Here is a 14204-nt window from a genome sequence, read left to right on the forward strand (position 1 = left end):
TTCGGGCCTGCCTGGAGGTCCCTCCCCGAGCGTGCCTGCTGGTGGGCCTTCGGGCCTGCCGGGCGGCGCTTCCCCGAGCGTGCCTGGCGGTGTCTCCCCGAGGCTGCCGGAAGTTGGGTCTTCGGGCCGAACCGGTGCCGATTTCGGAGGTTTTGCAGGGTCTGGCTCCGGCGTGGTGCGACGGGTGCTCGCGGGTGCCGTGATCGTTGCCGCGTTCGCCGCGGTCCCGGGCACTCTCGCCGTGCTCAGCCGGTCGACCCTGGCCCGCGAGGAGGCCGAATGGGTGACCGATTCCGGCTCGGAACGCCGCCGCGAACTGACCCAGATCGACGCCCGGGTAGCCGCCGACCTCGACGCCCTCGACCTCCCGGACGGCGCCGTGATCACCGACGCCGCCTACGCGTTCGGCGTCGTCCTCTCCAGCGACCGCCCCCGGCAGTTCGTCATCACCCCGGACCGCGACTTCACCCCCGCCCTGACCGACCCCACCACCCACCACGTGCAGTACTTGTTGCTCTCCGCCGACGGTTCCGCCGACGCCGTCCGCATAGCCCGCTACGGCCCCGACCCCACCGCCGTCCCCGAAACCGGAGTCCGCACCTGGCGCGACGCCAACGGCGGCCTCCAATGGACCCTCGTCCCCGTCCCCTGACCAGCAGCTCGACCCGGCATGCCCCATCGCGGGCCGCGCAGCCCAGCCCGGCGTGCGACAGCCCCGGGCACGCAGCGCAGCCCGCGACCCTCAAACGTGCGACAGCCCCGGGCGCGCAGCGCAGCCCGCGACCCTCAAAACCGCGACCCCGCAACAGGCTCCCGGCTGGCCCCCAGGGGTGTCTCCCCACCCACAAGACACCCCTGGAAACCCAGCCGCCTCCCACGAGCCGGCCCCCAGAGGTGCCTCACCACCCACAAGACACCCCCAGGACCCAGCCGCCCGCCACGAGCTGGCCCCACACCCCAGCCCACACCAGTACCTACACCGCAACACCTCCCCGGCTGGGTCCCAGGGGTGTCTCCCAACCCACAAGACACCCCTGGGACCCAGCCGCCTCCCACGAGCTGGCCGCCAGGGGTGCCTCACCACCCCGCACACACCCCCAGGACCCAGCCGGGGCCGGGACCTGCGCCGCAGTCGGAAGTAGAATGCCGCAAAAGCCGGAAAGCCGGCCCGAGGACGCGATCACTCGTCCGATGTGGAGTCCGGCACCGCGGCGCGACCGTGCGCCAGGGGACGCATCGTCCCGGCCGCACGCGGATCCGGCGACCGCCCCGCTGCCGCAGACCGCGCACCGGCCTCGGAATCCGCCCCCTCCGGCCCAGGCGGAGACGCCGAGGGCGGACCAGAAGACCGCGCCACCCCAGGCAGAGACACCGAGTCCGGACCAGAAGACCGCGCCATCCCAGACATAGACGCCGAGTCCGGATCGGAAGGCCGCGCCGGCTCCGGGTCGGGAACCGATCCCGGCAGCGACCCCGACTCCAGCGGCGCCCGCACGATCGGGAGTGCGGGGCCGCCGAGCAGCACCGCATACGGAGTGTCCGGCGCGACAGGCCGCCTCCGGGAACGACGGCGGTGCAGCACCAACAAGATCAACGGCAGGACGAGCAGCACCGCCACGGCACCGCCCAGCAGCCGATACCGCCGCACCCCCGCCTCCGGGACGGGTTGCCCGAGCGTGGTCTCGCCCGACAGCACCAACCCCCCGGCCGTCACCCTGACCACGATCCGAGCGGGCAGCCGCGCCGGTGTGGCGAACCGCACCAGACAGCGACCGCTCAGCGTCGTCTCCACCTGATCGAGAGCGGACACCACCGCAGGCTCCTCGGCCGGCGCGAAGAACCCGCCGGTCGCGGCCGCGGCGGATGACCAGTAACGGTCCGGGTCGGTGGTGCCGACCACGACGAGCAGGATCCCGGCTGCCCGGAACCGATCAGCCAGCCGCGGAGCGCTCAGCCCGGCGATCCCGGCGGCGGTGGTGTAGAGCAGGACCACCCGCCGCCCCGCCGTCGCACCCGGGAACTGTCGCGTGGCCAGCGTCAGCGCCGCCTCGGTGTCCCGCTCGCCGGCGGCGCGAACCGTGCCCAGTGCCCGGACCACCCCGCTCGGCCCGCGCACCGGCCCGGCGATCACCGCGGCCGGACGGCGGTCGGCGATCACCACGCTCCGGGTCCGGGCCGGCGCGGCGAGGCTGAACCTGGCGGCGGCGCTGAGCCAGCCCGGCAGCGCGTCCGCGCCCTCCGCCGACGCGTCGACCACCATGGACACCGTCAGTTCCGGCGAGACGACCGGCAGCAGCCGCGCTTTCTGCGGCACGTCGTCGCTGGTCACCGTGACAGTTCGCGCACCGGACGCCGCCGCGCCCACGTCGACCACGAGCGTGGTCTCCCCCGCCCCGCCGAGCACCGCGTCGATCGGCAACGGCGCCACCTCACCCCCGGGCACCGGCGGCACGAGAAGCACTGCGGACACCGGCGGCACGAGAAGCCCCCCGAGCACCGGCGGCACGAGAAGCACTGCGGACACCGGCGGCACGAGAAGCCCCCCGGGCACCGGCGGCACGAGGAGCACCGCGGCCACCAGCGCCGCGACCCGCTCACGCCAGGTCGGCGAACGCGATGACATTGTCCCGATAGCTTCCCCGGGCACGGTCGAAGCCGCCCCCGCACGTCACCAGCCGCAGCGTCGGTTCGAGGGTCGGCGCGTACACCAGGCCGGTCGGGAAGCGCGCCTTCGGCACCCGCGACACCCCGGTGATCCGGAACGTCACCTCGCTCCCGTCGGCGCGTTCCACGAGCACCGGCGAGCCGGGCCGGACCCCGGCGAGCCCGGCGAAGACGCCCGGTCCGGTCGTCGAGTCGACGTGCCCGAGGATGACGGCCGGGCCGGGTTGCCCGGGCCGCGCGCCGAGGTGGTACCAGCCGGCCACGTCGACCCGCCCGGGCACCGCGATCGTCCCGTCCCGCTCCCGGCCGAGCCGCTGCAGCCGGCTGTTCACCCCGAGCGCCGGGATCCGCACCCGGACCGGCTCGGCGACCTCGGGGAACGTCTGCTCGGACCGGAATCCGCGCGCCACGATCGGGCCCGCGACGCCCGCCGGCGGGAGCGGACTGCCGCGCGTCACGGCCGTCTGCGGCGGCTCCGCCCCCGCCAGCACGGCGCCGGAGACAAGAGCGACGAGCAACCCTTTCCCGTACGACATGAGCACCCCGCGCACGTCAACCCCCCGGCCGGGCCAGCCCGCCGTACCCGGTCTGCGCCCCGCCCACCGGCAGCCGCGCCGCAACCGTGGCACCGAACGCGTCCGCCAGGTCCCGGGCCATGGCGAAGCCGTGCTCGTACGTCGCGAGCGCGACCTGATGCGCCGTCGCGTAGTCCCGGGCCGCGTACGCGTCGGCATGCCGCAGCAGCATCTCGTCGTGCGTCCGGAACGCCGCGGACAGCTCCGCCGCCGTCATCCGTTTCCCGGTGATGTCGCTGAGCAGCGCGCCCATCCGCTGCTCGTAGTCGCCCAGATGCCCCGTCGCCTGCTCGCGGCCGGCCTGGTCGCCGCCCGCGGTCGCCGCCGCGTAGCCGACCAGCTGCTCGACGTGATAGCCCCAGACCTGCTGGAACCGCCGGGCGGCCGGCCCGCCGAACAGGGTGTCCATCGCGGCGGTCAGGTCCCGGGTGTTCGCGTTGATCATCTGGCCGGCGGCGGCGAAGTCCGGGGTGTTGGTGACCGCGGCCCGGGTGACGTCCTCGACCAGCACGACGTGTTCGGCGAGCAGCTCGCCCAGCCGGGAGCGCAGCCGCCAGACCGGCTCGCGCAGGGCAGCCCGGTCGCGGGGCGCCAGCAGCGCGTCGGCCAGGGTGCGGCCCACGTCGTACATGTGCTCGTAGCCCTCGCGGGACATCCGGTCGGCGGTGACGTAGTCGCCGGCCGCGTACGCGTCGGCCTGGCCGGTCAGGTGGCGCACGTGCCGGTCGAGGGCGTGGTGCGCGGCGGCCGTGGTGAGCCGGCCGTGTGACGCGCCGGCGAAGAAGCCGCTGAGCTCCTCCTCGTACTCGGACAGCTCCTCCCGCGCGTGGTCGCGCGCCGGCTCGTCCTGGGCGGCGACCGCGCTCGCATACGCCACCAGCTCGACCACGTGCTCCGACCACATCGGACCGAAGCGGCGCACCATGGCGGCACCGAACAGCTCGCGCATCAGCGCGGTCATCGCCTCGGTGTTGCGGCCCAGCGCGGAGTTCGCGGCCTGCACGAAGTCGGCGTCACCCCGGATCCGGCTGCGCATCAGGTCGGCCGCGAGCACGGAGTGCTGAGCGAGCAGCGCCTGCAGGCGCACCGCGGAGTCGGCCGCACTCGCCGGCGCACGGACCGCCGCGACCCCGGCAGACCAGGGCGCACCAACCGCCGCAGCCCCGGCAACCGCTGGCGCACGGAGCGGCGCAACCCCGGCAACCGCCGGCGCACGGAGCGGCGCGACCCCGGCAACCGCCGGCACACGGGGCGTTGGTGGCGCCGCGCCGACCGACGCGGGTGACGCCGGGGCGGCGAGCAGCGCGCCGAGGCAGATCAGGGCGGGCAGCGCTCGCCGGGGCCCAAGCAGCCGCATCCGACTCACCACCGAAGAAAGTCCACCTAGGAGGCCGGAACCGACGATACGCCGATCGGAATTCGCCGCACCGCCCGAAATCCGACAGTCCCCGGATGCATACGTGCAGTAGCGTCTTGACTACTCTTGGCCTACAACTGCGGGGGCGGCTTTGGTCACGGTGGAAGCGGTCATCGCCGGGCGCTACCGGATCATCCGGCCACTCGGCTCCGGGGGGATGAGTCATGTCTGGCTCGCCCATGACGAGGTCCGGCACATCGACGTCGCGATCAAACAGTGCACCGTCCCGTTCGGACTCACCCCCGAGCAGCAGCACGTGGTGCGCACCTGGGCGGTCAGCGAGGCGCAGGCCGCGGCCCGGGTCCGGCACCCGCACGTGATCCGCACCCTGGACGTGCTGCCCGACCCGGACGGCCCCTGGCTGATCATGGAGTACGTCGAGGGCCGCTCGCTGCAGCAGGTCATCGAGCAGACCGGGCCGATGCCACCGGCCCGGGCCGCGAAGATCGGGCTGGCCGTGCTGGACGCGCTGACCGCCGTCGGCCGGGCCGGCCTGGTGCACCTCGACGTGAAGCCCGGCAACGTGCTGATCGGCGACGACGGCCGGATCGTGCTGATCGATTTCGGCCTGGCAGTGACCGAGGCCGGCGTCGCGGCACTATCCGGCGCCCGGGTGGTGCTCGGCTCCCCGAAATACATCGCGCCGGAACGCCTCTTCGACCGGGTGTCCACCGCCCGGTCCGACATGTGGTCGCTGGGCGCGACGATCTACCACGTCGTCGAGGGCCGCCCGCCCTACGCCCGCAGCAGCACCGCCGCCACCCTGCGCGCGCTGGCCGACGGGCCGCCCGACCCGCCCCGCCGGGCCGGCCCGCTCACCCCGGTGCTGGCCGGCCTGCTGCGGTACGACCCGGCCGGCCGCCTCGACCCGGCCGGCACCGCCGAGCTGCTGCACCGCGTCGCCCAGCCGCCCCGGTCCCGGATCCGGCGCCGGGTGCCGGCCATGGCCGCCGCGCTCACCCTGATCGCCACCCTGGTCGTCGGCGGCAGTGCACAGGGCGGCGAACGCACCGGCCCGGCCACCGTGCCCGCCGGCTACACCGGGTGGCACGACCCGGCCGGGTTCGAGGTGGCGGTGCCGGCCGGCTGGACGCCCAGCCGGTCGTCCGGCGCGATCACGTTCAGCGAGCCGGAAAGCGGACCGAAGAGCGGACCGAAGAACGGATCGGAAAGCGGATCGGAAAGCGAACCGGGCGGCGGAACCACCCTGCGGGTCAACCGCTGGCCGCACCCACCCGCCGACCTGGTCGCCGCACTCGTCGCCGAGGAACGCTCGGTACGGCTGCCCGGCTACCGGCGGCTCCGGATCGAGGCGCTCACCGAATCACCCGGCGCGGTGTGGGAGTACACGTTCACCGACCCGGTCGCCGGCCCGATGCGCGGACTGCGCCGGGTGGTCCCCACCGACGGCGGGACGTACGTGCTCGAATGGCGCACCCATCGCCAGGAATGGGCCGCTGACCTGCCAAAACTCGCCGTGATCCTGGCGACCTTCGACTAGGGCAGAATGTGCACCCATGTATGTCGGGATAACCGGGGTGGGCGCGCACCTTCCGGAGCGCGAGGTCACCACCGCCGAGGTGCAGGACGGGGTGGCCCGGGCCGGCGGGATCCGCCTGCCCCGCGGGCTGTTCGCCCGGCTCACCGGCATCGAACGCCGCCGCATCGCCGGGCCCGGCGAATACGCCTCCACGCTCGCCGTGCACGCCGCCCGCGCCGCCCTGGCCCACGCCGAGCTCGACCCGCTCGACATCGACCTGCTGCTGTTCGCCTCGGCCTCCCGCGACATGGTCGAACCCGCCACCGCGCACATCGTGCAGACCGAGCTCGGCAGCCGCGCGCACGCCCTGGACGTCACGAACGCCTGCAACAGCTTCCTCAACGGCATCGACCTGGCCCGCTCGATGATCATTGCCGGACGCGCCCGGCGCGCCCTGGTGGTCACCGGCGAGACACCGACCCGGGTGATGCGCAGCCGGGTCGACAGCATCGAGCAGGCCCGCCGCGCGTTCGCCGGGTTCACCTTCGGCGACGCCGGGGCCGCGGTCGTCGTCGAACCGGTCGCCCGGGGCGGCATCCTGGACATCGACACCGAGACGCAGTCCCAGCACTGGTCGGTCGGCGGCATCCCGGGCGGCGGATCCCGGCACCCGCGCGGCGACGAGCACTCCTACTTCGCCGGCGACGGGCACCGGCTGCGCGGCGTCTTCGAGAAGGTCGGCGCCAGCATCCTGGACCGGGTCCGGGCCCGCACCGGCCTGGAGCACACCGACTACGCCAAGATTTTGGTGCACCAGGTGACCCTCCCCTACCTGGACCGGTTCATCGAGGTGACCGGGGTGCCCCGGGACCGGCTCGAGATCACCGTGACCGACCTCGGCAACGTCGCCAGCGCCGCCCTCGGCGTCCAGCTGGCCCGGGTCGCACCGGAGCTGAAGCCCGGCGACCGGGTGCTGTTCATCGGCCTGGGCGGCGGCGTCAGCCTGATGACGATGGTCTGGGAACACTCGTGACCGGCACCGACCTGTGGGTGGTGGTTCCGGCCTACAACGAGGCGGCCCGGATCAGCGCCACCCTCCATGCCCTGGCCGCGCAGACCGACACCGCGTTCACCCTGCTCGTGGTCGACAACGGCTCGACCGACACCACCGCCGACGCGGTCCGCGCGTTCGCCGGGTGCGCGCCGTTCCCGGTGCACGTCCGCACCGAACCGGAGAAGGGCGTGGGTTGCGCGGTCGACACCGGCTTCCGGCATGCCATCGCGGCCGGAGCCGGGCGGATCGTCCGCACCGACGCCGACTGCCTGCCCCGGCCGGGCTGGGTGGCCGCGGCCCGCGCGGCGTTCGACGACGGCGCCGGGATGGTCTGCGGCCGGATCACCGCCCGGCACGACGAGCACGGGCCGGCCGGGCGAGCGGTCTTCGCCGGGCTGGTCACGGTCGCGGCCGCGTTCGGACGGGTCCGCCCGGCGCACCGGGGCAGCGGCTATCTGGCTCCGTACCGGATGCACGCCGGGAACAACATGGCGATCACCGCGGCGCTCTACGAGGCCTGCGGCGGGATGCCCCGGCGCCCCTCGCCGACCGACCGGACGTTCCTCAACCGGGTCCGCCGCACCACCGCGTCGATCACACACAGCCGGACGATGGTCGTGGAGAACTCGACGCGGCGACTCCGCGCCTACGGCGTGCTGCGCACCGCCAAGTGGTACCTCGACCAGGGCAGCGGCCCACTCACCCCGGACCCGAGATGACCGCACCAGAGACGGCCGCGCCCGAGGTGGCCGTGCCGGGGACGGTCCGATCGGCGCCCCCGCGGGCCGGAGGTCGCTGTGCTCGATGAGCTGACCGCCGGGCTGCGCCCGGGCGATGACACCCCGGCGTTGCTGGGCCGCCGCACGGTCACCCGGGGAGACCTGGCCGAACTGCGTGATGGGTACGCCGGCGCGCTGCACGCCCGCGGCCTGCGCCCCGGCGACACCGTCGGGGTGGCCGTCCGGCCGGGCGCGCGAGCCCTCGCCGTGCTGCTCGCCGCGTACCGCATGGGTCTGCGGATCGCCGTCCTCGACCCCTCCGCCGGCCCGGACGTCCTGCTGGCCCGGCTCGGCCTGGCGAAGCCGGCCCTGATCGTCGCGGACGCGGCCGCGCAAGCGGTCGCCGGCTGGGCCGCGCCGCTGGCCCGGCGCGCCGGTCTGGCCCTGCCCGACCTGTCCCGGCTCGCCCCGACGGTGACCGTCGGCCGGCGCCTGCCCGGATCGGCGCCCGCTCTCGCCCTGGGTGGCGCGCCGCCACCGGTCCACGACGGCGACGGCGACGCGGTGGTCATCTTCACCTCCGGCACCACGACCAGCCCGCGCGCCGTGGTGCACACCCGGGCCGGGCTCGGCGCCGGGCTGCGGTCCGTCGCCGAGCTGGTGCGCCCGGTGCGGGGTGCACCGATCCTCGGCGGGATGTTCTTCGTGCTGGTGCCGGCGCTGGCCTCGGGCGCACCGGTGGCCATGCCGTCCCGGCGGCCGCGGGCCCTGGCCCGGCAGATGACCGCGTTGCGGCCGCAGGCCACCTATCTGACCCCGCCACAGCTGCGGGCCGCGCTGGACGCGGGTGTCCCCTTCCGTGGCCGGGTCTTCAGCGGATCCGCGCCGGTGACGGCCGCGCTGCTCGACCGGGTCAGGGCGGCCGGTGCCGACGAGGCCTGGTGCGTCTACGCGCTGACCGAGGTCTTCCCGGCCGCTGCCGTCGAGGCGACCGCGAAGGCCGCGCACACCGGCGACGGCGACCTGGTCGGCGAACTCCTGCCCGGCGTCCAGGCCCGCCTCGCCGCCGGGACCGCTGGTGCGACGGGTGAGTTGTTCCTGGCCGGCGCCGGGGTGTGCGACCGCTATCTCGGCGCCGAACCGCACGAGTGGGTCGCCACCGGCGACATCGCCCGGCTCGACGGCCGCCGCGTCACCCTCGCCGGCCGGGCCAAGGACATGATCTTGCGGAGGGCCGAGAACATCTATCCCGGCCTCTACGAGCCGTCCCTGCACGTTCCCGGCGTCTCCCTGGCCGTCCTGGTCGGCGTCCCGGCCGCCGACGGCGACGAAGAGGTGGTCGCGATCATCGAGACGGTGCCGGGCGCGGACCGGGCACGGGTCCGGGCCGCCCTGCGCGAACCACTGCGCCGGATGGGCGCGGCCCGCCCGGACCGGGTGCTCTTCGCACCGGTCCCGCTGACCGGCCGCTCCCGCAAGCCGGATCGTGCGGCCGCCACCGCGCTCGCCCGCTCCGAGGCACGCCGATGAGGACGTTCGCGGTGATCGTGCCGGCCTACAACGAGGCCGCCTCGATCGGCACCACCCTCGCCGCGCTCGCCGCGCAGACCGACACCGACTTCACCCTGGTCATCGTCGACAACGCCTCCACCGACGACACCGCGGCCGTGGTCCGTGGCTTCGCCGCGCCGTTCCCGATCGAGGTGGTCACCGAGACCGAGCGCGGCGCCGGGACCGCCGCGGACACCGGTTTCCGGTACGCCATCAGCAACGGAGCCACCCTCCTCGCCCGCACCGACGCCGACTGCCTGCCCCGCACCGACTGGGTGGCGACCGCCCGCCGCTACCTCACCTCCGGCGCCGACCTGGCCTGCGGCCGCAGCGTGCCCCGCCGCGACGAGCGCCCGTCCCTCGCCGAGCGCCACGTCTTCCCCGCCGCCGTCCGGCTGGCCGCGCTCTACGGCCGCTACCGCAAGGCGCACCGCACACCCGAGTTCCGCACCCCGTACGTCCTGGTCCACGGCCACAACCTGGCCCTGACCGCGGACCTCTACCAGCGCTGCGGCGGCACCGCCCGGGAACCCCTCGAAGCCGGCTCGGAGGACGTCACCCTGCTCAACCGCGCCCGCCGCCACACCGCTCGGATCGTCCGCGCCGAGGACCTGGTGGTCGAGGCCAGCCTGCGGCGGCTGCGCGCGTGGGGCGCCCGCCGCACCCTGCTCTGGTACTGGGACCGGCGCTGGCGGCCGGCCACCCTGGCCGAGGTGCACGTGCGATGACACCGGAACTGATGCGCCGGGCCCGGCGACGGGACCGGCGGGTGTACCTGTTCAGCCATCCGCTGCTGTTCGCGCTGCTCACCGCGACCCGCCGGCGGCCGGTACGACGACTCGGCGGCACCGTGCTGGTCCACTCCCGGGACGCGTTCCGCGACGGGCTGACCCGGATCCCGCTGGACCGGTCCGCGGCCGGTACGACCGGGGGCGCGGCCGGCGAGCTGACCGGCGGTGAGCTGCTGTTCAATCAGGACGGCGCGGGGCATCGGGGCTCCCGTCGTACCATCATGGAAGCTCTTGGCGCCGAAGGCGTGCACCGCCTGCGCCCGGTGTGGACCGCGGTCCTGGACCACCGCCTCGCCCCGCTCGCCGCAGGCGCACCGATCGACCTGGTCGACGTGGCCGCCGAACTGGCCGGCGCCACCACCGCCGCGCTGCTCGGCCTCGGCACCGACCCGCACACCCTGGCGACAGCGGCCCGGACGGCGGCGGCCGCGGCGTCGCGTGAGCACCTGCCCGGCCGGCCCCGCCGCCGCGCCGGACAAACCGCCGCGCGAACCGCCACCGCCGCACTGACCGCCCTGCTGGACGTGCCCGCCGAGGACCGGGCGCTCGCCGCGATGCTCGCCGTCGCCGCGATCAACACCACGGTCGCCGCCCTGCCCCGGGCCGTGGCCTGGTGCGCCGACGCCGACCTGTGGTCCTACGCGGACTCCGACCCGGACGCCCTGACCTCGGAACTGCTGCGTGTCACCGCGCCCACCCCGCTGCTCCCCCGGGTCGCGGCCGGTCCCGGCACGGCCGGCGGCTGCCCGGTACGCGCCGGCGACCGCCTGGTCCTGGTCGCCCGGCACGCCGCCGACGCGCACCGCACCGGCCCCTGCCCGGCCGACCCCGCACCGGCATCGGTGGCCCAGCTGGTCTTCGGCCTCGGCGCACACGCCTGCCCGGGCGCCCGGCTGGCCCGGCTCCAGCTCACCGACACCCTGCGGGCGCTGGCCCCGCACCGGCCCCGGGTGGTCGGCGCCCGGGTCGACCGGCGCAGCGCCCTGCCCGGCTGGTCCCGGCTGATCGTGGCCGCGACGCCATGACCAGGAGATTGCGGATCGCGGTGACCGGCGCGAGCGGATTCTGCGGCGGGGCCGTGGCCCGCTCGGCCGCCGCGGCCGGCGCCGACGTCATCTGCGTCGGCCGGCGGCCCGGCCCGCTCGGCGAGCATCGGTTCTGGGACGCCACGCGTGGTGCACCCGACCTCACCGGCGCCGACGTGGTGCTGCACCTGGCGGCCGCGGTGGGTGACCCGCTGCCCGGGCGCGCCGCCGCGGGCACGTTCCGGGCGGTCAATGTGGACGGCACCGCGCGCCTGCTGGAGTCCACCGGCGGGCGGCCGCTCGTCTGGGTGAGCAGCGCCAGCGTCTACGCCCCCGGGCCGGGGCCGATCCGGGAGGAGCAGCCGGTCGGTGGGCTCACCGCGTACGGGAAGACCAAAGCCGCCGGCGAACGGCTCGCCCTGGCCGCCGGAGCCGTGATCCTGCGACCGAGGGCCGTCTACGGGCCGGGTGATCCGCACCTGCTCCCGCGCCTGCGCCGGGCCGTGCGCGGCGGCCGGGTCCTGCTGCCCGGCCCGGACATCCAGCTCAGCCTGACCGCGGTGGAGAACCTCGCCGACGCCTGCCTCGCCGCGCCGGGCTGGCCGCCGGGCGCCTACAACATCGCCGACGCCACGCCCTACAGCCGGGATGCCACGGCCGCGGCGGTCTGCGGCGTGCCGGTCCGGCACCTGCCGATGCCGCTGGCGCACGCGGCCGTCACGGCAGGCACGGCCGTCGCGCGACTCACTCGTCGTCCGCAAACCCTTTCCCGGTACGGACTGGAGCAGCTGACCGTGCCCGTCGTCCTCGACATCTCCCGGGCGCGGGGTCAGGGGTGGAGTCCCCCGCGTTCGTTCACCGACTTCCTCGCGGCGTTTTAAGTCCACATCGGACGCTGCTTTCGGAAACCACGTGTTTCGAAAACCTTCGGGAGTTTCCAAGGCTTGAGACAACACACGGAAACATCCAGTTCCGTTTTTGACACCGGCAACCACATCGGCATGATGTTCTCCGGCCCTTCCACCCTGAGGAACTTCATGATCTCCCCGAACGCCGCGAGCGCCCCCATCGCCCGCCGCCGTGGCCGCCCGCCCGACCCGCACGCCCGCACGCGCATCCTCACCGCCGCCGAGTCCCTGCTCAACGACGCCGGGTATCTCGGCGTGACGATCGACGAGGTGGCCAACCGGGCCGGCGTCTCGAAGAAGACCGTTTACCGCTTCTGGCCGCACAAGCCCGCGCTGATCAGCGACCTGATCGTGGAACGTTCCGCGGTGCTGCCGGTGCCCGACACCGGTGACACCCGCGCCGAGCTGGCCACTCTCTTCGGCCTGATCGTCGAATACCTCACCGCCGGACACGGCCGAACCCTGACGCTGCTGGTCGCCGCCACCCACGACGACCCCGGCACGCTGAACCGTCTGCGCGACCAGGTGGTCACCCCGCGCCGGGACATCGGGCGCCGGGTCCTGCAACGCGGCATCGCCCGCGGGGACCTGCCCGCCGACGTGGACATCGACGCGGTGCTCGACCTGTGGAACGGGCTGGTGGCGTACCGGCTCAGCGGGCGGCCGGCGGCCCTGCACCGCCACACCATCGACCAGCTGGTCGAGCTCGCCATGACCGGGCACATCCCGCGGCTCCCGCAGTCCTGACCGGTGGCCGCGCGGGGGTGCCGAGAACCCCCGCGCGGTAACGGCAAGGTTGCAGATCCTCGACTCGCCCCGCGCGTCGCGCCCGTAGGTCCGCCGTGGCAAAACGGCATCTTCTACCCTGAATCCGTCCACGAAACCGGACAGAAGGCACCTCACACCGCCACCACGCGATGGCACAGGGTAACCCGCATCACGGTGTCAACGCCGTTGACACCGGCCGTCAACGGTGTTGACACTACTGCGGTAACCATCGCTGTCCGAAAGCGTTCAGTCATGTCAAGTGCCTCAGTACGGCCCGGCCGCTCCACCTCGTGGAACGCCACCATGCCCCGCCAGTTGTTCTGGTTCGTGCTGGTCGGCGCGCTGAGCACGGTCCTCCAGACGATCGTGTACATCTCGGTGCGCGACGTCGTCGCCGCGACCTGGGCGAGCTGGCTGGCCCTGCTCGTGGTCACCCCGGTCAACACCGAGGCGCACCGCCGGATCACCTTCAACGTGACCACCAACGCGATCGGCCGCCTGCACGTCGAGGCCGGGCTCACCTCGGTCGTCGTCTACCTGGCGAACCTCGAGGTCGCGCCGTACTTCGCCTCGATCGCCGGCCCGAACCCGTCCGCGCTGACCGAGTCGATGATCCTGGCGCTCACCGGCAGCCTGGTCGGTGGCGTCCGCTACCTCGTCCTGCGCACCTGGGTCTTCGCCGCCCGCCGGCACACCTCCGACGCACCCGGGGATCCGGTCACCATCAAAACCGGCAAACCCCGCAGCGGTACGGCCGGAGCCGGCACCAGGCTGCGGCCGGGAACTCCCGGCATTCTTGCCACTTCCGGTCTCGCCGCCGCTTCCGGTCTCGCCGCCACTTCCGGCCTTGCCGCCGCTTCCGGCACGGTCACGGATCGCCGCGCGCGGCGGAACACCCTGCGCCGCGGCCCCGGCCGGTTCCGCACCAACGCCGCTCCGCTCGCGGCGGGCCCGCCCGCAGCCGGTCCCGACGTGCTCACCGCGGAGACGGTCACACCCGGCCTGTCCGCCACCACATCGGCCTCTGATCACTCCGCGGGCCGTGGCATCACCGGCGGTCTGCCGCTCGCCGCGCTGGCCTGCCTCGGCACGATGGCGCCGATCCCGACCGCCCGCCTCTGCCTCGGCCACGCCGGCAACGGCGTCCTGAACCAGCGCCCGCCGGGCCGCATCCGCGCCTGGCACCGCAACCGCCGCCAGCACCTGACCGCCCGCAGCTGACCCGCCTGGGCGATGACGCGACCTCCCCGAG

The 14204-nt window shown here is 74.6% G+C and carries 13 protein-coding genes; 10 read left to right on the forward strand and 3 right to left on the reverse strand.

The features are described from left to right. Positions 1–184 precede the first annotated feature (184 nt). Positions 185–652 carry a hypothetical protein gene (locus Apa02nite_RS23295; protein ID WP_203826876.1) on the forward strand — a complete coding sequence of 156 codons (468 nt, stop codon included), beginning with the start codon at positions 185–187 and terminating at the stop codon, positions 650–652. Between the two features lie 528 nt (positions 653–1180). On the opposite strand, the gene Apa02nite_RS23300 is transcribed toward Apa02nite_RS23295, so the two are convergent. The 3 genes from Apa02nite_RS23300 to Apa02nite_RS23310 form a co-directional block, all read right to left on the reverse strand. After that, positions 1181–2470: a vWA domain-containing protein gene (locus Apa02nite_RS23300; protein ID WP_203826877.1), complete on the reverse strand. Its 1290-nt coding sequence runs from the start codon at positions 2468–2470 to the stop codon at positions 1181–1183. A gap of 124 nt (positions 2471–2594) precedes the next feature. Beyond that, complete coding sequence (locus Apa02nite_RS23305; RefSeq protein ID WP_239164506.1) at positions 2595–3215, reverse strand: class F sortase; 621 nt, start codon at positions 3213–3215, stop codon at positions 2595–2597. Between the two features lies 1 nt (position 3216). Then, positions 3217–4326, reverse strand: coding sequence for a hypothetical protein (locus Apa02nite_RS23310; protein WP_203826878.1), 1110 nt, complete (start codon positions 4324–4326; stop codon positions 3217–3219). 430 nt (positions 4327–4756) lie between these two features. Here Apa02nite_RS23310 and Apa02nite_RS23315 point away from each other — a divergent pair, with 430 nt between their 5' ends. The 9 genes from Apa02nite_RS23315 to Apa02nite_RS23355 all read left to right on the forward strand — a co-directional run bounded on the left by Apa02nite_RS23315 (position 4757) and on the right by Apa02nite_RS23355 (position 14173). Further along, positions 4757–6157, forward strand: coding sequence for a serine/threonine-protein kinase (locus tag Apa02nite_RS23315; protein WP_275412510.1), 1401 nt, complete (start codon positions 4757–4759; stop codon positions 6155–6157). A 16-nt stretch (positions 6158–6173) separates the two neighbouring features. After that, positions 6174–7169 (forward strand): 3-oxoacyl-ACP synthase III family protein, encoded by a 996-nt coding sequence (locus Apa02nite_RS23320; protein WP_203826880.1) that lies wholly within the window; start codon positions 6174–6176, stop codon positions 7167–7169. Continuing rightward, on the forward strand, positions 7166–7909 hold the full coding sequence (locus tag Apa02nite_RS23325) for a glycosyltransferase family 2 protein (RefSeq protein WP_203826881.1): 744 nt from the start codon (positions 7166–7168) through the stop codon (positions 7907–7909). Before Apa02nite_RS23320 ends, Apa02nite_RS23325 begins: the two co-directional genes overlap by 4 nt. 78 nt (positions 7910–7987) lie before the next feature. Then, the gene (locus Apa02nite_RS23330; RefSeq protein ID WP_203826882.1) at positions 7988–9439 is read left to right on the forward strand and encodes a class I adenylate-forming enzyme family protein; all 1452 of its coding nucleotides are present in this window, start codon (positions 7988–7990) and stop codon (positions 9437–9439) included. Continuing rightward, positions 9436–10188: a glycosyltransferase family 2 protein gene (locus Apa02nite_RS23335; protein WP_203826883.1), complete on the forward strand. Its 753-nt coding sequence runs from the start codon at positions 9436–9438 to the stop codon at positions 10186–10188. The genes Apa02nite_RS23330 and Apa02nite_RS23335 overlap by 4 nt, the downstream gene beginning before the upstream one ends. Beyond that, positions 10185–11276 (forward strand): cytochrome P450, encoded by a 1092-nt coding sequence (locus tag Apa02nite_RS23340; protein ID WP_239164507.1) that lies wholly within the window; start codon positions 10185–10187, stop codon positions 11274–11276. Before Apa02nite_RS23335 ends, Apa02nite_RS23340 begins: the two co-directional genes overlap by 4 nt. Then, a complete protein-coding gene (locus Apa02nite_RS23345; protein WP_203826884.1) occupies positions 11273–12157 on the forward strand; it encodes an NAD-dependent epimerase/dehydratase family protein in 885 nt (294 codons plus the stop codon). Before Apa02nite_RS23340 ends, Apa02nite_RS23345 begins: the two co-directional genes overlap by 4 nt. Positions 12158–12313: 156 nt before the next feature. Beyond that, complete coding sequence (locus tag Apa02nite_RS23350) at positions 12314–12931, forward strand: TetR/AcrR family transcriptional regulator (RefSeq protein ID WP_203826885.1); 618 nt, start codon at positions 12314–12316, stop codon at positions 12929–12931. Positions 12932–13204: 273 nt separating this feature from the next. Beyond that, positions 13205–14173 (forward strand): GtrA domain-containing protein, encoded by a 969-nt coding sequence (locus Apa02nite_RS23355; RefSeq protein WP_203826886.1) that lies wholly within the window; start codon positions 13205–13207, stop codon positions 14171–14173. Positions 14174–14204: the final 31 nt, after the last annotated feature.

Origin of the sequence: Actinoplanes palleronii (assembly GCF_016862315.1) — a bacterium.
GTDB classification, from domain to species: domain Bacteria; phylum Actinomycetota; class Actinomycetes; order Mycobacteriales; family Micromonosporaceae; genus Actinoplanes; species Actinoplanes palleronii.